The sequence below is a fragment of the Aestuariibaculum marinum genome, from assembly GCF_014596975.1.
In the GTDB taxonomy this organism is placed as follows: Bacteria; Bacteroidota; Bacteroidia; order Flavobacteriales; family Flavobacteriaceae; genus Aestuariibaculum; species Aestuariibaculum marinum.
The window spans coordinates 43,832-64,922 of record NZ_JACVXD010000011.1; the positions used below are offsets into that span (position 1 = coordinate 43,832).

17 protein-coding genes and 1 pseudogene are annotated in these 21,091 nt (G+C 32.7%); 11 read left to right on the forward strand and 7 right to left on the reverse strand.

The window, feature by feature from the left end; genetic code table 11:
• Positions 1-3: 3 nt before the first annotated feature.
• The 10 genes and pseudogenes from ICJ85_RS14265 to ICJ85_RS14310 all read left to right on the forward strand — a co-directional run.
• Positions 4-1,419, forward strand: a complete 1,416-nt coding sequence (locus tag ICJ85_RS14265; protein WP_188224476.1) for a sulfatase — start codon at positions 4-6, stop codon at positions 1,417-1,419.
• Positions 1,420-1,481: 62 nt separating this feature from the next.
• On the forward strand, positions 1,482-3,137 hold the full coding sequence (locus ICJ85_RS14270; protein ID WP_188224477.1) for a sulfatase family protein: 1,656 nt from the start codon (positions 1,482-1,484) through the stop codon (positions 3,135-3,137).
• Between the two features lie 37 nt (positions 3,138-3,174).
• A complete protein-coding gene (locus tag ICJ85_RS14275; protein ID WP_188224478.1) occupies positions 3,175-5,325 on the forward strand; it encodes an alpha-glucuronidase family glycosyl hydrolase in 2,151 nt (716 codons plus the stop codon).
• A gap of 12 nt (positions 5,326-5,337) precedes the next feature.
• Positions 5,338-6,702 carry a 3-keto-disaccharide hydrolase gene (locus ICJ85_RS14280; RefSeq protein ID WP_188224479.1) on the forward strand — a complete coding sequence of 455 codons (1,365 nt, stop codon included), beginning with the start codon at positions 5,338-5,340 and terminating at the stop codon, positions 6,700-6,702.
• A 4-nt stretch (positions 6,703-6,706) separates the two neighbouring features.
• Positions 6,707-8,059 (forward strand): Gfo/Idh/MocA family protein, encoded by a 1,353-nt coding sequence (locus ICJ85_RS14285; RefSeq protein WP_188224480.1) that lies wholly within the window; start codon positions 6,707-6,709, stop codon positions 8,057-8,059.
• Positions 8,060-8,087: 28 nt separating this feature from the next.
• Positions 8,088-9,293, forward strand: a complete 1,206-nt coding sequence (locus ICJ85_RS14290; RefSeq protein ID WP_188224481.1) for a Gfo/Idh/MocA family protein — start codon at positions 8,088-8,090, stop codon at positions 9,291-9,293.
• A 279-nt stretch (positions 9,294-9,572) separates the two neighbouring features.
• The gene (locus tag ICJ85_RS14295) at positions 9,573-10,907 is read left to right on the forward strand and encodes a sulfatase family protein (protein ID WP_206688050.1); all 1,335 of its coding nucleotides are present in this window, start codon (positions 9,573-9,575) and stop codon (positions 10,905-10,907) included.
• Between the two features lie 373 nt (positions 10,908-11,280).
• Positions 11,281-12,654, forward strand: a complete 1,374-nt coding sequence (locus tag ICJ85_RS14300; RefSeq protein WP_206688051.1) for a PQQ-dependent sugar dehydrogenase — start codon at positions 11,281-11,283, stop codon at positions 12,652-12,654.
• Positions 12,655-12,695: 41 nt separating this feature from the next.
• Entirely contained in the window at positions 12,696-14,567 is a 1,872-nt protein-coding gene (locus ICJ85_RS14305) for a glycoside hydrolase family 2 protein (RefSeq protein ID WP_188224484.1), read from the forward strand.
• 511 nt (positions 14,568-15,078) lie between these two features.
• Positions 15,079-15,258: pseudogene (locus ICJ85_RS14310) on the forward strand (transposase); the annotation flags it as partial.
• A gap of 366 nt (positions 15,259-15,624) precedes the next feature.
• Here the strand turns inward: ICJ85_RS14310 and ICJ85_RS14315 are convergent.
• From ICJ85_RS14315 to ICJ85_RS14345, 7 genes are all read right to left on the reverse strand, one after another.
• Positions 15,625-15,957, reverse strand: a complete 333-nt coding sequence (locus ICJ85_RS14315) for a hypothetical protein (protein WP_188224485.1) — start codon at positions 15,955-15,957, stop codon at positions 15,625-15,627.
• A gap of 5 nt (positions 15,958-15,962) precedes the next feature.
• On the reverse strand, positions 15,963-16,772 hold the full coding sequence (locus tag ICJ85_RS14320; RefSeq protein WP_188224486.1) for a hypothetical protein: 810 nt from the start codon (positions 16,770-16,772) through the stop codon (positions 15,963-15,965).
• Between the two features lie 50 nt (positions 16,773-16,822).
• Positions 16,823-17,161, reverse strand: coding sequence for a hypothetical protein (locus tag ICJ85_RS14325; protein ID WP_188224487.1), 339 nt, complete (start codon positions 17,159-17,161; stop codon positions 16,823-16,825).
• A 487-nt stretch (positions 17,162-17,648) separates the two neighbouring features.
• Positions 17,649-17,798: a PspC domain-containing protein gene (locus ICJ85_RS16735; RefSeq protein ID WP_188224488.1), complete on the reverse strand. Its 150-nt coding sequence runs from the start codon at positions 17,796-17,798 to the stop codon at positions 17,649-17,651.
• A gap of 461 nt (positions 17,799-18,259) precedes the next feature.
• On the reverse strand, positions 18,260-18,445 hold the full coding sequence (locus ICJ85_RS14335) for a FeoB-associated Cys-rich membrane protein (RefSeq protein WP_188224489.1): 186 nt from the start codon (positions 18,443-18,445) through the stop codon (positions 18,260-18,262).
• A 260-nt stretch (positions 18,446-18,705) separates the two neighbouring features.
• Positions 18,706-19,224 carry a ubiquitin-like protein gene (locus tag ICJ85_RS14340; protein WP_188224490.1) on the reverse strand — a complete coding sequence of 173 codons (519 nt, stop codon included), beginning with the start codon at positions 19,222-19,224 and terminating at the stop codon, positions 18,706-18,708.
• A gap of 449 nt (positions 19,225-19,673) precedes the next feature.
• On the reverse strand, positions 19,674-20,084 hold the full coding sequence (locus ICJ85_RS14345) for a hypothetical protein (protein ID WP_188224491.1): 411 nt from the start codon (positions 20,082-20,084) through the stop codon (positions 19,674-19,676).
• Positions 20,085-20,467: 383 nt separating this feature from the next.
• Between ICJ85_RS14345 and ICJ85_RS14350 the strand changes: the two genes are divergently transcribed.
• Positions 20,468-21,052: a YceI family protein gene (locus ICJ85_RS14350; protein ID WP_188224492.1), complete on the forward strand. Its 585-nt coding sequence runs from the start codon at positions 20,468-20,470 to the stop codon at positions 21,050-21,052.
• The last annotated feature ends 39 nt before the right edge of the window (positions 21,053-21,091 follow it).

Consider the following 21,091-nt stretch of genomic DNA (forward strand, 5'->3'; position numbering starts at 1 on the left):
GTTATGAGAAAAATATTGAACAACTACAATAAGAGGCAAAAAGGAATTGTATTTACATTATTGCTAATGTTTGGTTCTTCTTTATATGCTCAAAAAAAATATAATGTATTATTTATAGCTATAGATGACTTAAATGATTATGTTTCTTTGTTAGAAGATTATCCAGGTTTAAAAACGCCTAATTTAGATAAATTTTCAAAAGAGTCAATAACCTTTTCAAAAGCTTATACTGCGGCACCAGCTTGCAATCCTTCACGATCGGCAGTGTTAACAGGACTCAGTCCTGTGGTTACAGGAATTTATGATAATTCAGATAATTTTCAAAATTCCGAAGAGGCTATGGCTGCTACCTTAATTCCTGAACATTTTAAAAATAATGGTTATATAACCATGTGGTCAGGAAAATTATTTCATTCAAGACCTAATCGAGAACGAATACAAAAAATGTGGGACGACATGGATGGACATGATGGAGGTTATGGACCGATGCCAAAACAACCTAATGTTATTAACAAAATCAAAAGTCCAAGGATGTTTGATTACGAATCATGGAATGGTCCGGATAGTGATTTTTCAGATGTAAAAAATACAGATTTAACAATTCAAAGGCTTCAGGACGAATATGAGGCTCCTTTTTTTATGACATTAGGATTGTATAGACCTCATAACCCATGGACAGCACCAAAACGGTTTTTTGATATGTACCCATTAGAAGATTTAAAAATGCCTACTGTGCTTGAAAACGATTTAGATGATGTTCCGCCTGTAGGTAAAGCTTGGGCAGAAAATCCTGTTAAATTAGATGATTTAAAAAGTATTAAACAATGGAAACCGATTGTGCGTTCTTATTTAGCCTCTATTTCTTTTATGGATTATAATCTTGGAAGGGTGCTTGAAGCTTTGGAAAATAGTAAGTACAAAGATAATACAATAGTCGTGTTATGGGCTGACCATGGATTTCATATGGGAGAGAAAAAACATTTTGCAAAATTTGCTTTATGGGAAAAAACAACACATACCCTTTTTATGGTTAAAATCCCTGATGGTCCTAAAGGAGAAAAGCGAGATCAACCTGTAAACTTATTAGACATTTATCCAACTTTAATCGATTATTGTAATTTACCTAAAGTAGATCAGGATTTAAACGGAGTTTCACTCAGACATATTATTGAAGATAGGCAGTATAAGAGGAAAACACCATCCATTACTTATTACCAAAAAGCAAGTATAGGTGTGAGAACCGATAATTGGCGTTATATAAGGTATTTTGATGGATCTGAAGAGTTGTATAATCACAAAAAAGACCCTAATGAATGGCACAACCTAGCTAATAAATCAAGGTTTAAAGATGTTATAAGAGATTTTCAGAAATGGCTCCCTAATAATATAAAAACAGCTGTAGGACCTGGTAAAAATTAATGTGATGAAAATCATTTAAAATTAATTTGATTAGCGTTAAAATCATATAAAAACAAAACTCATTGAGACTAGTAATTTTTTTTATAAATAGAAAAGAAACACACATTTTATTATTAATTATATTAAGTTTTGTATGTAATGCTCAAAAGCAAGAGAATCTGCCAAATATTCTTTTTGTAGTAAGCGATGATCAATCGTTTGCTCATACAAGTTTTGCAGGATCAACATTTATTAATACTCCAGCTTTCGATAGAATCGCTAAAGAAGGAATATATTTTGAAAATTGTATAGCAGCATCACCAGGATGTGCTCCATCACGAAGTGCTCTGGTAACAGGAAGATATCCTTGGCAAAATGAGCAATCTGGCCAACATGCATCTGCATGGTTAAAAAAATATGTTCCGTTTATAGATGTATTGGAAAAAGCAGGGTATTGTATAGGACGAACAGGAAAAGGAGTAGATCCTTTTCAATATGCAAGAAATAATAATGATTCGTTATGGAGAGAAACTAATGCCGCAGGAAAGCTTCATTCAGATTTTAAATTTGATATAGATAGTTTAAACGGAATTAAAACCTATGCTAAAGGCATTAAGGTTACCGATTATGTTAAAAACTTCAAATTTTTCGTGAATAATAAAGCCGCAAATAGACCTTTCTTTTTTTGGTTTGGTGCTCAAGAACCTCATCGACCTTATGAAAGGAGCTCTTATAAGAGGTTAGGAAAAGATATGAAAGGTGTTAAAGTACCTGGTTTTCTTCCAGATGTTGATGTGGTTAGAGGTGATTTGTTAGATTATGCTGTAGAGATTGAATGGTTTGACCAACAGTTGGAAGACATGTTACAGTATTTAGAGAAAATAGGAGCATTGGAGAATACCATTATCATAGTAACCTCTGATAATGGAAAACCTTTTCCACGAGCCAAAGCAAATACATATGAATATGGTATTCATGTGCCAATGGCTATTCGGTATCCAAAAGAATTCCCTGGAAATAGGGTGATTAAGGATCTTATATCCTTTGTAGATATAGCTCCAACACTTTTAGAAATTACAAAACAAAATCCAAAGGATATAATGATGCCAATGTCAGGAAAAAGTTTTTTAAGACTATTGAAGTCTAATAAAAATGGAAATGTGAATAAGAAAGAGTCTTATGTTTTTTCAGGAAGAGAACGTCATTCCTCATCGCGGTATAAAAATTTGGGGTATCCGCAACGCGCGGTTCGTAGTAAAGATTATTTGTTAATTTGGAATATGAAACCAGAAAGATGGCCTGCTGGAGCTCCTCAAAAATTTTCAGACAAGGATACTACCCATGTGTTACCATTTAATGGTGTATATGAGGGGGCTTATAAAGAAGGAATAGCCTATACAGATATCGATGAAAGTCCTTCAAAAGAGTTTCTTATGCTGAATTCTGAGGATGAAGATATGAAACCATTTTATGATCTAGCTGTTGGTAAACGACCAGAATTTGAGCTTTTTGAAATAAATGAAGACCCATTCTGTTTGCATAATCTTGCAGGATTACCAGAATATGGTAAGACTGAAAAAAAACTAAAAACGGCACTCAAAAATGAGCTTAAAAGAACAAATGATCCACGTGTCGTAGGCTCTGATAAGGAGATTTTTGACAGTTATAAACGTTATATGAACATTAGAAAATTTCCTAGACCAAGTAAAGCTGATAAAAAAAATGATTATGGTCGTTAAGTAAAATACAAATGTGTTTTTTAGTAAAAGTCTTAATATGAGTAAGTTGTTTTTTTTGTTTATTGCCTTTTTGTTTCCGATTTTTATGTTGGGAGATAATTTCATTTCCAATAAGAATTTGGAAGATGGCTATGATATGTGGCTTAGATATGTAAAGGTTTCAAATCAAAAATTACTAGAAGAATACAGGGATCAACTTTCAAATGTGATTTTAAGCGATGATTCACCAATTATGAACTCTGTGAAGAAGGAACTTGAAATGGGCTTAAACGGGCTGCTATCTAAAACAATCATTTTTGGAGATAAATTAAAAGAAGGAGCTGTTGTTTTAGGAACACCTAAAAATTCTTTTCTTGTTGCATCACAAAAATTCACTGAGCTTTCAAAAATTTCAGGAGACGGTTATTTCTTGAAAACTCAAAAGATAAAAGGAAATAAAGTGACTTTTATTGCTGCAAACACTGATTTAGGTGTGCTTTATGGAGTATTCGCACTCCTAAGAAAGTTACAGACTCAACAGCCTATTTCTAATCTAAATGTCATTAGTTCTCCTAAAATGGAACTTCGTATGGTAAACCACTGGGATAATATAGATAGATCTGTAGAGCGTGGTTATGCTGGTCTTTCTCTTTGGGACTGGAGTAAATTACCACAACATATAGATAAGCGTTATGTTGACTATGCAAGAGCAAGTGCTTCAATTGGAATTAATGCGATTGCAATCAATAATGTTAATGCTGATGCAAATTTTATAACGGTTGAATTTTTAGAAAAAATTTCTGTTTTGGCTGAAATTTTCAGAAATTATGGAATAAAAATTTTCTTATCGGTCAATTATGCTTCACCTGTAATTTTAGATAATTTTAAAACGGCAGATCCGATGAATCCAACAGTTAAAAAATGGTGGATAGACAAAGTCGATATTATTTATAGAAAAATTCCAGACTTCGGAGGGTTTCTTGTTAAGGCTGATTCAGAAGGTCAACCAGGACCTAAAGCATATAATCGTAACCATGCAGAGGGTGCTAATATGCTGGCTGAAGCTTTAATGCCATATGGTGGCTTGGTTTTATGGCGAGCTTTTGTGTATAGTCATACTCAGAATGACAGGGTACGTGAAGCCTATGATGAGTTTGTTTCGCTAGATGGAAAATTTATGGATAATGTAATCCTTCAAATAAAAAATGGTCCTTTAGATTTTATGCCTCGAGAACCGTTTTCTCCTCTTTTCGGTGCTATGCCAAAAACAAATCTTATGATTGAGTTTCAGGTAACGCAGGAGTATTTAGGCAATGCTAATCATTTGCTCTATAAGGCGCCTATGTTTAAAGAAACACTTGATGCCGATACGTTTGCGAAGAGAAAAGCTTCAACCGTAGCGCAGATTTTAGAGAAGATAGTTTTTGAATATAAACATTCTGGAATGACAGCTGTAATTAATCCTGGTACAACAAGAAATTGGACAGGACATCCTTTTGTGCAATCCAGTTGGTATGCTTTTGGTCGTTTGGCTTGGGATTACGATCTGGCTTCAGATGACATTGCTCAGGAATGGATAAAAATGACATTTTCTAATAATAAGAAAGTGGTTAATACGCTTAAAGAAATCATGAATCAATCGGTAAAAGCAGCAGTTGATTATCGTGAGCCACTTGGTTTAACTCATATCGGTACAGGTTCACATTATGGACCAGCACCATGGTCAAAACGATCAAGAAGTTTTCACTGTGCTAGTAAGGATGGTTTGGGGTTTGATCGAACAAGTTCGGGGTCGAATGCAGTGGAACAGTATAATTTCCCATTAAGTTCAAAATTTGAAAAAACAAAAACTACTCCGGAAAAATATCTCCTATGGTTTCATCATCTGCCCTGGAATTACAAAATGAAGTCAGGAAACAATTTATGGGAAGAATTAGTGACTAAATATTATGAGGGTGTAGAAATCGTAAAAAAGATGCAACGGGAATTCAGTTCGCTTAAAAAAGAAATAGATATTAATAGATTTAATCATGTCAGTGCATTATTAGAGATTCAATTGAGGGATGCTAAGCGTTGGCGGGATTCTTGTGTTTTATATTTTCAGCAATTTTCGGGGATGCCGATTCCTGAGAAGTTTGAGGTGCCTGAATACAAATTAGAATATTATAAAAAGATAGAATATAAACGTAACGACATAATTATTCATTAAAATTGAATTACAATGAAAAAAAACAGAATTAAAATTTTGGAATTATTATCACTTGTGCTGGTCATTTCATGTCATAGTCCAAGCGCTCAGGATAAATTTGGAGTAGCCTTGTTTAATGGCAAGGACCTTTCTGGTTGGACACAAAAAGGCGGAAAAGCACAGTATATTGTTGAAGATGGTATGATTATGGGAAAGACCGTTAGCGGTACTCCTAATTCTTTTTTAACAACAGATAAGACTTTTGATAATTTTATTTTAGAGTTAGATTATAAAGTAGATTCTAGTATGAATTCGGGAATCCAAGTTCGTAGTAATAGCTTACCACATTATATGAACGGTCGAGTACATGGCTATCAGATTGAGATTGATCCATCAGATCGTGGTTGGAGCGCAGGGATTTATGATGAAGCTCGTCGAGGCTGGTTGGTAGATTTGAAAAGTAATCCAAAGGCCCAGGCTGCTTTTAAGCAAAACGATTGGAATCATTATCGTATTGAAGCCATTGGAGATAGCATTAAAACTTGGATTAATGATGTGCCGGCTGCTTTCTTAATAGACGATAAAACGCCTCGTGGTTTTATAGCTCTGCAAGTACATAGTATAGGTAATGGGGATACTCCTGGGAAAATAATTATGTGGAAAAATATCCGTATTCAAAACGATAGTTTAGAACTTTATTCTAAAAAGATGAATATAACTCCTGTAAGTACTAAAAATGCCTTAACCAAATCAGAAAAGGAAGAAGGTTGGGAACTATTATGGGATGGTAAAACTACCAAAGGTTGGCGAGGTGCCCGTTTGGATGAATTCCCGACTCAAGGTTGGGAAATAAAAGATGGTATCTTAACGGTATTAGCTAGTGACGGTGCCGAATCCGCTGCTGGAGGAGATATTGTGACAGAAAAAGTTTATGGAGATTTTGAACTGAAAGTTGATTTTAAAATCACTGAAGGGGCAAATAGTGGTATTAAATATTATGTAGATACCGATATTAATAAGGGAGCAGGATCTTCTATTGGTCTAGAGTATCAAATTTTAGATGATGATAAGCACCCAGATGCCAAATTAGGCAATCATGAGGGAAGCCGTACTGTTGCGTCGCTTTACGATCTTATCAAGGCTGATCTTAACAAACCTATACATCCTGTAGGACAGTGGAACACCGCTAGAATTGTTTCTAAAAATAATCATGTAGAACATTGGTTAAATGGCACTAAAGTTCTAGAATATGAACGTGGTAGTGAAGCTTTCAGAGAATTGGTTTCTGAGAGTAAATATGCTAAATGGAATCGTTTTGGGGAATTAAAAGAAGGCCGTATTTTATTACAGGATCATGGTAACCGTGTATCCTTTAAGAATATTAAAATAAAAAAATAAAAGAATGACAACAAGAAGAGATTTTATCACTAAATCAATATTAGGTAGTGCTGCAGTAGCGACATCTAATGTAGCATTTAGTTCTGCTACGGCGATGCCTGCCAGTAGTTATCGAAAAATCATAGGAGCTAATGATAAGTTACATGTAGGAATAGCAGGATTAGGTAGACGCGTTGGTGCCTACCTAGATCCCATTGCTTTGAAAGAATCTAATGTAGAACTGGTCTATCTTTGTGATGTGATGCAGCATCAACGAGATAATGCGATAAGGAAATTCTCAAAGAGGTTAGGTTATACACTTAAAGGAGAGAACGACATTCGTAGGGTGATTGATGATAAAAAAATAGATGTCCTTATTAATGCTACACCAGATCATTGGCATGCCCCAGGCTCCATTATGGCTATGAAGGCAGGCAAGCATGTATATGTAGAAAAACCCTGTAGTCATACCATGGACGAGAATGAAAAACTGGTGGCAGCTGCGGCAAAGTATGATAAGGTCGTTCAAATGGGGAATCAGCAGCGCTCTTCTGCGCATACTGTAGAGGTCATTAAAGCAATCCACGAGGGAGAAATAGGTAAGGCTTTTAAAGCAACTGCGTTTTATACAAATTCCAGAGGAGAAGTTCCAAACCAAAAACCAGCAGAAGTTCCAAAAGGATTAGATTGGGAATTATGGCAAGGGCCGGCTCCGCGAAGAGCATATACAGATAATACATGGGACTATAACTGGCACTGGTATGGTTGGGATTATGGTACAGCCGAAGCAGGAAATAATGGAACCCACGAACTGGATGTGGCTAGATGGGCGTTAGGTGTTGATTTTCCGAGAGAGGCCCATGTAGAAGCTTATAAAAGACATTTTGAAAATGATGGCTGGGAGATGTACGATACCATGAAGGCACGTTTTAGTTTTTCTGATGATAAGATTATTGAATGGGATGGCAGAAGCCGCAGTGGCTATGATTTATATAAAGGAGGGCGTGGTACGATTATTTACGGTAGTGAAGGTACCGTATTTGTAGATCGAAATAAATATGAAATTTATGACCGCAACGGAAAACTCATAAAATCAAATGAATCTGCTTCTCAGGAAGCAGGAACCGCCTTGGGAGGAGGAGGTGATACTACAACAGCTCATATGCTTAATTTTTTTAATAGTATACGAGGAAAGGCAACATTGAATGCTCCTATAGACGATGCAAGTATAAGTATGGCTATGGTACATTACGCTAATATCGCCTATCGTATCAATAAGGGTTTTGCTATTGATGAGCAATCAGGAAGGATATATGACCGTGAAGCAATGAAACTTTGGAACAGAACTTATGAACCAGGTTGGGAATTAAAAATATAAAAGAAATAAGCAGTAAAAGAATAATATAATGAAAAGAAGAACCTTCGTGAAGAATAGCAGTTTAGGAGCTTTAGGGGCTATGGCTACAATGACAGCTATTCCTACTTTAAATGCCTTGACCTCTTCTAAGAATGACCGCATCAATATCGGGATTATAGGAACTGGCGACCGTGGAGGCGGATTAATTCCCGTAATAGATGAGATACCTAATTTAAATTTGATGGCCTGTTGTGATATTTTACCTTTTCGATTAGAAAAAGGAATGTCTCGGGCATCGGGAAAAGTAAAAGGATATTCAGATTATCGAAAAATGCTTGAGAATAAAGATATTGATGCTGTTTTGATCGCGACCCCGTTTAGTACACATTCGGTCATAGGAATTGATGCGTTAGATGCCGGAAAGCATATCTATGGAGAAAAGACAACGGCAAAGGGTTATAAAGGTGTTAAGAATTTGAATGAAAAGATAAAGGAAAGTTCAACAATTTTCCAAACAGGTCACCAATATCACAGTTCTCGCTTATACACTCATGTAGTTGATTTGATTAAAGAGGGTAAGGTTGGTAATATTACAGCTTTTGAATGTCAATGGAATCGTCATGGAAACTGGCGTCGCCCAGTGCCTAATCCCGATTTAGAACGACTTATTAACTGGCGTATGTACAGAGAGTACTCTGGTGGTTTGGTAGCAGAGCTTTGTTCTCATCAAATCGATTTTGTTAATTGGGTACTTGATGCTGTTCCTGACCAGGTTATGGGATCTGGAGGAATTGATTACTGGAAAGACGGTCGTGAAACTTATGATAATATTCATTTAATCTACAATTATCCAAACGGGGTAAAAGCGAAGTTTACCTGTTTAACTTCTAATGCACTAAATGATTACCAGATTAAGGTTTTGGGGGATAAAGGAACTATTATTTTAGATTATGAAAATGCTTGGTTTTATCCTGAAGGTAATTTTGATAGTCGCGAATTGGGAGAATTAGACGGCGTTTCAGGAGCAACCGTGCAATGGGAAAAGGGAAAAGGTATACCAATACAGATAGGGCACACGCATTCTTCTAAACAGGCTTTAATGGATTTTTCAGAAAGTGTATTAAATAATACGCGACCAAAATCAGATTTTGTAACAGGAGCCAAAGCAGCGATAGCTGTACAAATGGGTTTGGATGCCATGTATAATAATGAAATTGTAAAATGGAAAAGGGAATTTACTAATTTTTATAGTTAAATATTCAACTGTAATAGATGATTTATCGGATGGAATGTTTTGGAAAACATAACCTTTTTTTGTTTCTAATATAGGAAGTCCACTTTTTCGTAACAATGAAGATAGGACAGAAACAAATAATAATTGTTATTTGGAAAAATTGGGCAAAAAATAATAAAGAGCTTACTAAGCCTTAGTTTTTAGCTTAATGAGTTTAAAATTATTATGTTTTATTTAAAAATAATTGATTTCATGATTGGAAAGCTTTTTAATAAGATGATTTTTTTATTGGTTCTACATTTGGCCTCTACCATAAGCGCTCAAGAAAAGCCTAATTTTATTGTTTATTTATCAGACGATTTAGGTTACAAGGATGTATCAGTGTATGGAGCTAAGGTGGTCAAGACTCCAGTTTTACAAAAACTTAGTGAAGAAGGGATGACTTTTAACAATGCATTTGTAGCCTCGCCTTCTTGTGCTCCTAGTAGGGCGGCATTACTAACAGGTTTAATGCCTGCTCGTAATGGAGCAGAAGTAAATCATGCTTTCCCAAGTGAAGGTATTCCATATTTGATTGAAAATTTGAAGTCAGAAGGCTATAAAGTATTTGCTTTTGGGAAAGTTGCACACTATAGAGGTAATGAAAAATGTGGTTTTGATTTTCATAATGATGAACAAGTCAATCTTTATAAAAATATTAGTAAGTATTTTGATTCGAACAATGTTAATACACCTGTATGTATTTTTGTAGGAGATAGAAGGCCACATGTGTCGTGGACAAAAAAAATGGATTATGATCCGGAAAAAGTTGATTTACCCCCTTATTTTATTGACACAAAAGAAACCAGGGAACATAGATCTCGTTATTATACCGATGTAACAGGGATGGACAATGAAATGGGGCAAGTGTTTGAATATCTCAATGGGAAACTTGGTGAAAATACAATGACTTTGTTTACAAGTGATCATGGTGCACAATGGCCTTTTGGGAAATGGAATCTTTATGAAGCTGGGATTAGAACCCCTTTAATTGTTAAGTGGCCAGGAAAAATACAAGCTGGTAGTCAAACTGATGCAATGGTAAGTTGGATAGATATTCTTCCTACATTATTAGATATTTCGGGAATTAAAGTTTCAAATCATTTAGATGGTAAATCTTTCGCTTCAATTTTAAGTGGAAAAAAGAATCAGTTCAGAAAAGTAATTTATTCTACTCATACAGGAGATGATAAGTTTAATGTTTATCCAATGAGAAGTATAAGGACAGACAGATATAAACTAATTATTAATTTGGAGCCAAATGCCTATCATACCAATCATTCCGATATTTTTAGAAAAGATGGGGCAGGAGCATACTGGGATTCTTGGTATGATGAAGCTGAAAACGATGTTAAAGCAGCAAACATTATACAGCATTATTTTGTAAGACCTGAAATGGAGTTTTATGATATAGTCAATGATCCAAATGAACAAGAAAATTTGATTGAAAACCCAATTTATAAGAAAAGGATTGATAAGCTATGTAAGCAATTACTTAATTGGATGGAAGAACAGGGAGATGAAAAGAAGATTTACAAAAAGGTTTATCCAATAACAGGGCCAAAACCAAATGCCGAGACCATTAAAAATTATTAAGTAATACTCCGATTGTACCTTACTTGATTTGTTGTGATTAAATATAGAAAGATAATTTTGAACATTCTTAATTACAAAAAAGGATGAAATAAAGTTATTGTTTTTTTATGGGAAATTTTAATTGTCGTTTTTAAATGTAGTAAGCCAAAATGGTTCAAACTTAAATTATTCGTGTTAAATAAAGCTATATAGCATTCAAACACGTTGATTTGAATCAATTTGTAAAAATTATGAACAGAAAATGATCCAATTGTATTTTTCGGATTTTTAAATTGCATAGAGTTTTTTATAAATCATACCATTTCAAGTCCTTCAAAAATTCAATATTGTTAAAAAACGTTTAACATAATGCATATAAATTATGATTTTTAGATTGATAATAATATTGTTGTTTTCTGTAAATTATGTTTTCTCTCAAGAAGGATTGAAAATCTATTCAAAATACTGTGTTGGATGTCATGCACCTAACCTTCGTGGTGTAGACTCGAAAACCGATCTTTTTAAAAACCGATTTACGAAGAAATATATTGAAAGGCAAATTTCACAAGGGATTCCTAATACAACAATGGTTTCTTGGAAGAATATTTTAAGTGCTGATGAGCTTTCGTCTGTAGCGGAGTACATTTTATCTTTTCAGGATAATGATTTAGAAAGTGATAAAAAAATTAAAACCGATACAGTAAACTCAGAGCAATATAAGTTGGTTATTCAGTCAATTGTTGGAGAAAAGCTGAAAACACCATGGGCTATCGAATTTATAAGCAGAGATTCAGCACTGATTTCTGAGAAAAGAGGGAGTTTAAAATGGATGATAAATAATGTAATTCAGTCTGATTCTATAGAGGGACTTCCAAAAACATATTTAAAATCTAGTACAGGAGGATATATGGATATTGCGTTAGATCCTGATTATGAAAAAAATAAATTTATTTACTTAGCCTATAGTTTTACCAATGGGAATTATGATGACAAAAATGCCTTAGCACTAACCAAAATTGTAAGGGCAAAAATTATAGATAATCAATGGACGAGTGAACAAACATTATTTGAGGTTCCAGATTCGCTTATGGTTAGAAATGGTAATCGCTGGGGGTGTAGACTATATTTTGACCCAGAAGGATATTTGTTTTTTTCAATTGGTGATATGGGTAGAGCAATGGATTCACAAGATTTATCAAAAGCAACAGGCAAAATTTTTAGAATACATGCCGATGGAAGCATTCCTGAAGATAACCCTTTTGCTGATAGATCAGGAGTGCTAAAGGCAATATATTCTATTGGAAACAGAAACGTTCAAGGAATTGATCGAAATCCTCAAACAGGGGATATATGGGCATCTGAGCATGGACCAAGGGGAGGTGATGAATTGAATATTATAAACAAGGGAGACAATTATGGTTGGCCTTTAGTAACATATGGTTTAAATTATAACGGAAGTGTGATAAGTGATAAAACCCATATGGAAGGAATGGTACAACCGGTGACTCAATGGACGCCATCCATAGCTGTATGTCCCATATTATTTGTTTCAAGTGATAACTATACTAAATGGGACAATAATCTTCTGGTTGGAGCATTGGCTTTTCAGGAACTGAGACGATTAGTAATTAAAGATGATGAAATATTAAAACAGGAAATTATATGGAAAGGGAAAGGAAGAATAAGAGATATAAAATTAGGAAAAGATAAATTCATCTATGTCGTTACAAATGGCCCTGATCGAGTTTTGAAAATTTTACCTTATTGAAAACCAAATAGACTTTATTGAAATACTTAAACTATATTAAAATGAAAACTAGTATCAAATTGATAACGATGTTGCTCTTTTGCAATATCTTTTTTTTTGCTAAAGCAGCAGAAACTCCAAGACCGGAGTACCCTCGTCCACAATTTGAAAGAACAGATTGGGTTAATTTAAATGGAGAATGGTCGTATACTTTTGACTTTAGTCAATCAGGGCTTGAAAGATCACTGTTTAAATCAGAAGGTTTTGATGATAACATCATTGTTCCCTTTTGTCCGGAAAGTAAATTATCTGGTGTTGGATATAAAGATTTTATTAATAATATTTGGTATCATCGTAAAATAGAGATTCCTCAAACATGGGATGGAAAAAACATCCGTTTAAACTTTGGTGCTGTATACTATACTGCAGAAGTATATATTGATGGGAAATTTGTGTTACGTCACTTTGGAGGATCTACATCTTTCTCAGCAGATATTACAAAATTTGTTAAAAGCGGTCAAACTCATAACTTGGTTGTTTATGCTAAAAGTGATTTAAGAAGTGCAACACAAGCAGCAGGAAAGCAAAGTCTTCGTGTTAATTCCTATGGATGTAATTACACACGAACAACAGGTATTTGGCAAACAGTATGGATGGAGCCTGTTGCTGTAACTGGACTTAAATCTACTCAGGTAATTACAGATATAGACCAGTCACAGGTGGTTATTCACCCTGCGTTTTATCGTGAATCTGGTAATACTTTAAAAGTAAGTATTCTGGATAATGGTAAAGTTGTTGGGAAATCAAACGTAAAAGCAACAAATAATTCCATTGTAATCATCCCTATTAAGAAGGCGAAATTATGGAGTCCTGCTAACCCTTTCTTGTACGATGTTGTTTATGAAATAATAAACAAAGAGGGAAAAGTTGTTGATAAAGTAAATTCATACCTTGGTATGCGTAAAGTACATACTGAGGGGAATAAGATTTACTTAAATAATAAACCTTTTTATCAAAGATTAGTATTAGATCAGGGTTTCTACCCTGATGGAATTTGGACTGCTCCAACAGATGCTGATCTGAAAAAAGACATTGAGCTTTCAATGGCGGCAGGATTTAATGGGGCTCGTTTACATCAAAAAGTATTTGAAGAGCGTTTTTATTACTATGCTGATAAACTAGGGTATATTACCTGGGGGGAAGCAGCTAGTTGGGGGATGGATTGTAATGCTGTAGAAACCGCACGTAACTTCCTTGGTGAATGGGAAGATATTATTGTGCGTGATCGTAATCATCCTAGTATTTTAATTTGGACACCATTGAATGAAGCCTGGTGGCCTGATCAAGTGCAATATCCTCGTTTTGCTGCAGATTTGTATGAAATATCAAAAAATCTTGATCCTACACGTCCTGTAAATACGTCCAGTGGAGGTGTCCACATTCTTACAGATATTTACTCTGTACACGATTACGAGCAAAATGGAGAAAGACTTAAAAAGAATCTTTATAACGATAAAGGAGAATATAAACAAACAACACCAAACGGCAATACCAATCGTGGTAAAAGCATGAATATTGGTTTTAATGGCCTAGCACAAGTGAATCAATTTGATTTTTATCGATACCCAGGAGATATACCTTATTTAATTGATGAATTTGGAGGTATAAAATGGACTATTGAACAACAAAAAAATCCAGGAGATTCTTGGGGATATGGTAACGCTCCTAAGACAAAGGAAGAATTTTATTCTCGTTTAGAAGGCCAGGTTGATGCTATTATTTCATTAAAGGATCAGGTTTGGGGATATTGCTACACACAATTAACCGATGTTGAACAAGAACAAAATGGAATTTATTTCTATGATCGATCGTCTAAATTTGACATGAAACGTATTAACGCAATATTTAGCAAAACTCCGACATCAGATAAATAAGATATTACTAACACTAATAGTCCATTACTTCAGTTATTAAATACCGGATTAAAAGAATGGCATTACACTAAAGTCCTTAAGGATACCCTTGAGGGCTTTTTTTTATGTCTAGTATGGGAATTCGTAAAGTTTTCGTGAGGTAAATATGTAAAGAAAACTGAATATAGAAGCACCTGAGGTAGAAAAAATGAGTATAGCTGAATTTCTGGTAAGCCTTTATATAATAATAGTTCGTATCAAGAGTTAGATAGGGCATTATATTTGCTATAAATAGTTCTCCGGATGCGTTCAATCTATACAACCGTATAGATTTCGGTTGCTTTTGTTGAATTGTGTCCTGATAGAACTTATATATACATTAAATCAGTTTCTTTATCTAATAAATACTTCTTATTGCATTTTTAAGTTGATTCTGAATTCTGATGGGGTGCAATTTTAAAGATTGGACTTCCTATATTAGACTGGACATAAAGATGAGAGAAAATGTTAGTTAGTTTTTATCTTAGCAATTATGAGAAGAAAATCTAAACATTACACCTTAGAATTTAAACAAAAAGCAGTCGAGTTAAGTTATGCCAAAGGCAATGTAAAACAAGTATGTGAAGACTTGGATATATTTCCATCAGTACTTTACCGTTGGCGTAGGGAGTTAAAAGATTACGGTAAGAATAGTTTTCTATGTCGTTGCAACTCTATAATAGGGAATGTGTTTACTGAGTTAAATTTTGATTTTAAAAAGTATAGTTTGGTAAGCCTTTAATGAGAATTGTTAAATTTAAATTGAATTATTTTATCTAAATTTGCTATGTGATAGTCAATTTTTTAAAATAAAAATGTCCTATTAGGTGTCCTTTTAAAATATTTTAATTGTAAATCATTGTTTTTAAAGTTGTTGTGTTTTGTTGTGGCGTCCTGTCATCCCGACAACTAACTGTCTTTTTTTTAAGTTTGGCTTCTTAAAAGCGCATTGTTTCTGAGGATTAGGATTCAGATAAAGAATATGGTGTTGCCGTTCAAAACTAAGTTTTAGTCTTTAAAAAAGAAAAAGGTATTTTTTTTAGTTAGTACCCCATCTTTTGCTGCAATCTACAAAGGTTAATTTGCTGAATGTATCAGAACCTACATATCCATTAAAACTATCTCCTTTCCAGTCAACCCCAGTTATAATAAAACATGTTTCAGAAGAAGAGTTAATAATATTATTTATTCGTTCCCCTTCTTTAAGGTTTAGTGTATGGAAACCTTCAAAAGTTGAAGTATTACAATAATATGTATAAAGTTCATAGTAGTCTTCGCACGGCTCATTTGAATCATTATTGTTATCATCCGAGCATGAAAAATTAAAAAATAAAGATGCCAAGACAAATAGAATGTTGAATTTAGTTTTCATTAGGTTTAATCATTATCATTAAAAAGCATTTGTTCTAAATAATCAGGTCCTCTTACTTCCATAATGGCCGTCATTGCAGCTGAAAGGATAAATTCTAACTTTGGATCTAGGTCTGTTTTAAGCCACACAAAGTATTTATTCTGTCCAAACAAACCACCACCGAAATATTGCATAGCACATAGAGACTCTCCATTTTCTTCAAATTCGTAACCTAATGCAGGAAACCATCTTTTGTCTTTACTACATTGCTTAGAGCTTACAGGGTTGATATGTATAACCCTTTGTTTATGTTTAAGAAAGGAAATATTTTTACTGTCAAAATTTTTATCATAAGTATTTTCGATAAGTAATTCCCAAATTTCATCCTTATAGTTATTTAATGTGATGAAACTAGTGAAAAACTCGTATTGTTTAGCTACTTCATCATACCCAACGTGGAAATTTTTAAACAACTCAAAGGAATGAAGCTCTTTAATAGATGTTTTATTTAATGAATTGACTATTGCTGTATCCCTTGTTTTATTCGCTAAGGTCAATGAGAATTTATATTTGCTTTTACTTTCTGTCTTTGTGTATAAAAAGTTAGATTTTTCTGTGGAGGTAAGCCATCCTGTTTTACTTTTTGTAATATGGTAATCTCCAAATCTGAAGTTCCACATTTTATTACCAGATTTAATGCCCACCTTAACTTTATGCTTCTCGGAGTTACCAAATAAACTATCACTAATGCATATGTTCTTACTCTGTGCATTAGATGTTGAAATTCCTGTTAAAATAAATGTCCAAAATCCTAAATTGTAAATTAGCCTATTCATAATAGTTAATAATTTAAAGTAAGTTGCAGTGGGGAGTATTTAATTATACTTTACCACCATCCATCACAGAAAATACAAAATTCGCTACAGTCAAATAAGTAAATTGGTGTAATAGATGTGTCTGTCCTAATTAAGGCTTCAAAGCTCTCTCCACTTTTATTAATTCCTTCAATAGTAAAGCAATTCTCATTTGAAGCCTCAATAATTTGTTTAATGCGTTCACCTTCTTCTATAGATAATATATAGCCATTTGAATTTATAGATTCACAACTTTCATAAGAATAAAGAATGTAGCTGTCTTCACAGGGTTCTTCGTTATCTTCTTTGGAGCAGGCATAATTAAGAAGTATAGCTAAGACAAAGAGTAAAATTTTGTAATTAGTTTTCATGCTTCAAATATGTTTATGTTGAAAATTATCTTACCTCAAAGGAATAAAAATTTACCACTTATCATATCCGATAAGGTCTATGATGGAAAATATGGGATAATAAGTTGTTGACAATCAGTTGTATCATAAAATTTGAACAATATTAAATATCAATAAGAATTAAAATGAAAATCAACATGTTATAAAATGAAAAACGTTCAATTCTATTCCCTAAAATTTCATTTCAGAAATTTAACTCCTATATCAAGGCAATATGTGAAATAGTGAGCAATGAAAAGATTATATCACATCATATTGCCATAAAACATTTTCTACTACAGCACTTCTATACAATGATGTATCTATTGAAATAGTATCTCAGCTTCTGGGGCATAGTATGATAACTGTAACTCAGAACCATTATACTAAGGTAGCACAAAGCAAGGCAAGTGAGCACATTTTAAAATTGAGTGAGAAATTAGAGGAGCGTTTAGCCTCCCTTTTGTACTTATTTAGAGAACATCTTTACTATCCAAAGAATAAGATAAAGACCTATACCAACCCCAAAGATTAATACAGACAAAACAAAAGCAATTCGGATATGTGATGTTTTCCATCCTAGTTTACTGCTTAACCATTCAGATACTCCTAAAATCATATTTTTAATGTTTTAACCAAATATAGTAAAAGTAAAATATCAAGGGAAGTAGATAGCTTCTCTTTTTTAAAATAGTTTGATTGCCAAATATATAAGCAATGATTTGCTGCAATTTGAAGTGATTTTATGTTATGAATTACACGAATTATTTTTCTAAACAAATAAATCAAAATGGTCAACCAAATCTGTTTAATAGTCAGTTTAGAGGTATGATGAATATTGTGCATTTGGAATCATACATATCAGCTTTAGATTATCAACAATAGAAAGAAAAGCATATGCTTTACCATAATGTTTAAGTTTAAAAAGCAAAAAAAAAACTAACTTATGAAACAGGTAATGTATCTCCTGAAATGTTATTAGAGGAAAAGCTCAGGTTTTCTGGGAGCTATGCTTGGGTGAATATAAATGCATTCAAATTAGCATATTTTATTTATAGTATTTCTCTTGATTAGATTATTTTATAATTTCCCGTTCTTTTTCTTTTGTTTCCTCCAGACAAAATATAAAATCACAGCAATTATAGGTAAAACAATAAATACAATTATATTAAAAGTATCTGTAAAGTCTAATGGTGCATTATCGTCTGGATTTTGTGTTCCAGGTGGTAATTGGAGGTAAATATTTAATAAACTAAGTATTCTCATGATATCCTAATGATTTTTAATTAAGATAAGAATTTTATTATACACTTGCTAGAACTTTGTGTACTTAATGTAATATTTGCAAGTTGGTTTAAAATAATAATATACTAAAATAGCCACTTTTCATTACTTACAATAGTTCATTAAAATTATAGGTGTTTATTAAAAATTACCTAAATTAATTAGTTTAATTTAAAGCTTCCTGTTTTATAAACTAGACTAATACTTTTTATAGAGTAAATGGTTGCATACTAGTATATTATTTAATTTTTCATGAATCTGAAATTTCTAAAATTTTCAAGCTGAATAATGTAAAAACCATTAGTGAAGTTTTCAATATTTATTTTTTTATTATTTGAAACAATCCCTGTTTTAATTTCTTGACATATGGTGTTGTATATGGTGTATTTACGTTCATCTTTTAATCCAGTAATAAAAATATCTTTGGAAGAAGGGTTTGGATACAAAAACATATTCTTACCCCTATTTAAGTCATCAAGACTAAGAGAAGTGAATGTTAGTGTCAAGGTGCTTTCCGTTTGAATATTATAGTCAGATAAAGTCCTGCCATCTTCCAATACTTTGCCTTCATAGCTTAATATTTGTTCGTCAGTTGGAGTGGATAGTTGGTCTTGTATTTTTTGTTTAACATTATCTATAGTGTCAGAAGGTTCTACTTCTAATGTTATAGTTCCATCATCAGGTGTTTCAACAAAGATTTGCATTCCTAACGCATTCAATGAAATTAAAGTAAATATGGCTAAGATGTAAATTTGTTTCATTTTTTAATATTGGTTAACAGAACATTTATAGAAAGTTGTTCAAAACATAATTTTACATAAACAAATGTACGTTAATTTTTAGTTATAAGTAAGTTTTTTCAACGTAATTTACAGGAAAGCTATGCTAAAATGGTGCAAAGTAAAGTAAGTGAGTACATTTTGAAATTGAGTAAAAAAATTAAAGGGAAGTAGTTACCTTCTTTATTTTCCAATATCTTCAATTTCATTTTTAGACTTTTTTTATAAGTCTTTTGTTGGAATATTAAAAAAAAGAAATATGCTAAAAACCCAGCCAATAATTAAATATTTTCAATTGTAACAGTATCGTTTAGTCTTCCTGTCATCCCGACAACTAACTGTTTTTTTTGTTAAGTTTATTGACGTATTTAATAAAATACTCTTTGACTTTTTTTTCTTTTCCGCTTTCATTTTTAAATGCTTCAAGTAATTCAGGATCCATTTCTAATGGTTGTGGTTTTAATGAATTCTATAAATGCAAATTGCTGATAAAATTCAACGGTATAAAAATTGGTTTTAGAGTTAAAACCATTTAATGTGGCAGGGTTTATGTAGACATGTGTACCATCACTAAAACCAACAATACCTTCTATTTTTTTTGCCTCTTTGTTTTTTATTTTAAAACGTTTGACATCTAATGTTTTGAAACTTGTTAGACCGCATGAAGCTTTCTTGTCTTGTATTTCAAAAGCATCGTAATCTAAAGAAGGTTTATTAGTTATAAACTCAGCATAGGTTTTGTATATTCCTTTTTGATAATTTGATGTGTTCCAAATGACTTCTTGAGCACAGTTAAGTTTAGGAATAAAAAAAAGCGCAAGAATTAGGAGAATGCGTTTCATGATAAGGTTAAGTTTTATGTGGGTTAATATGTAGTAAAATTATTATATTTTTGTAAGAGTTACAAGATTGTATCACTTAAATTTTGATACTAATTTTTTATATACTTAATGTTTAAGGAGTAAATTATTAACCTGTTATTGGAATCTCAAAAAAAAATGGACTTTAATTTTTGTTAAAAATGACGAAAAAAAATAAAAAATTCATCAAAATCTGTTTTGCGTCTTGTAATATTTTTATTAATATTATAAAGTTGAATGTCAATTGTTTAAGTTCTTTTAGATAGTGTTTGATTAAATTTATTTAACGGAAACATGATAAAAATCATAGTTTCAAAATTGAAGTGCAATGTATCTTTGTTGTATAATTTAAAACATAAAAAGTGATGAGTAAATTTAGAAAATTAGGCGTTAAAATGTTGGGCTTAGCCGTCATACTATTTGTAGGTTTAGGTCAGGTTCAAGCTCAGGAGTATAACTTAGTAAACAAAGAGTCTTCATTAAAAGTTTACGGAACCTCAAGTTTACACGATTGGCATATTGATGCCGAAAATCAATCAGGTAAAATCAATTTTTCTAGTACAGAAGCGGGCACAATAGATCAGCTTACTTTAAATATTGTAACAGAAAGTTTAAAAAGTGGAAAATCTGGTATGGATAAAAACACTTATAAAGCTTTAAATTCAAGTAAGCACAAATCTATAACCTTTAAATTAACAAAAGTTAATACTGTAACAGATAAAGGGTCTGGAGTTTTTGAGGTAAAAGCACAAGGAGATTTAACTATCGCCGGAACAACTAAGAATGTTCCAATGAATTTTAAAGTAACTATTAACGGTTCTAAAATTACATTAGATGGTGAGAAAACGTTCAAAATGACCGATTTTAAAGTAGATCCTCCTACAGCCATGTTCGGAACCATTACTACAGGCGATGAAGTAACAGTTAAATATTCAACCATATTTAAATAAATCAATTTAAAACACTTAACAACTTAAACAATTAGAAAT

Bases quoted from the DNA above. Each gene is read 5' to 3' on its own strand.
- ICJ85_RS14320 (WP_188224486.1), bottom strand. From the start codon at position 16,772: ATGAATAGGCTAATTTACAATTTAGGATTTTGGACATTTATTTTAACA.
- ICJ85_RS16735 (WP_188224488.1), bottom strand. From the start codon at position 17,798: ATGATTTTAGGAGTATCTGAATGGTTAAGCAGTAAACTAGGATGGAAA.
- ICJ85_RS14265 (WP_188224476.1), top strand. From the start codon at position 4: ATGAGAAAAATATTGAACAACTACAATAAGAGGCAAAAAGGAATTGTA.
- ICJ85_RS14290 (WP_188224481.1), top strand. From the start codon at position 8,088: ATGAAAAGAAGAACCTTCGTGAAGAATAGCAGTTTAGGAGCTTTAGGG.
- ICJ85_RS14315 (WP_188224485.1), bottom strand. From the start codon at position 15,957: ATGAAAACTAAATTCAACATTCTATTTGTCTTGGCATCTTTATTTTTT.
- ICJ85_RS14325 (WP_188224487.1), bottom strand. From the start codon at position 17,161: ATGAAAACTAATTACAAAATTTTACTCTTTGTCTTAGCTATACTTCTT.
- ICJ85_RS14275 (WP_188224478.1), top strand. From the start codon at position 3,175: ATGAGTAAGTTGTTTTTTTTGTTTATTGCCTTTTTGTTTCCGATTTTT.
- ICJ85_RS14335 (WP_188224489.1), bottom strand. From the start codon at position 18,445: ATGAGAATACTTAGTTTATTAAATATTTACCTCCAATTACCACCTGGA.
- ICJ85_RS14305 (WP_188224484.1), top strand. From the start codon at position 12,696: ATGAAAACTAGTATCAAATTGATAACGATGTTGCTCTTTTGCAATATC.
- ICJ85_RS14340 (WP_188224490.1), bottom strand. From the start codon at position 19,224: ATGAAACAAATTTACATCTTAGCCATATTTACTTTAATTTCATTGAAT.
- ICJ85_RS14345 (WP_188224491.1), bottom strand. From the start codon at position 20,084: ATGAAACGCATTCTCCTAATTCTTGCGCTTTTTTTTATTCCTAAACTT.
- ICJ85_RS14350 (WP_188224492.1), top strand. From the start codon at position 20,468: ATGAGTAAATTTAGAAAATTAGGCGTTAAAATGTTGGGCTTAGCCGTC.
- ICJ85_RS14280 (WP_188224479.1), top strand. From the start codon at position 5,338: ATGAAAAAAAACAGAATTAAAATTTTGGAATTATTATCACTTGTGCTG.
- ICJ85_RS14285 (WP_188224480.1), top strand. From the start codon at position 6,707: ATGACAACAAGAAGAGATTTTATCACTAAATCAATATTAGGTAGTGCT.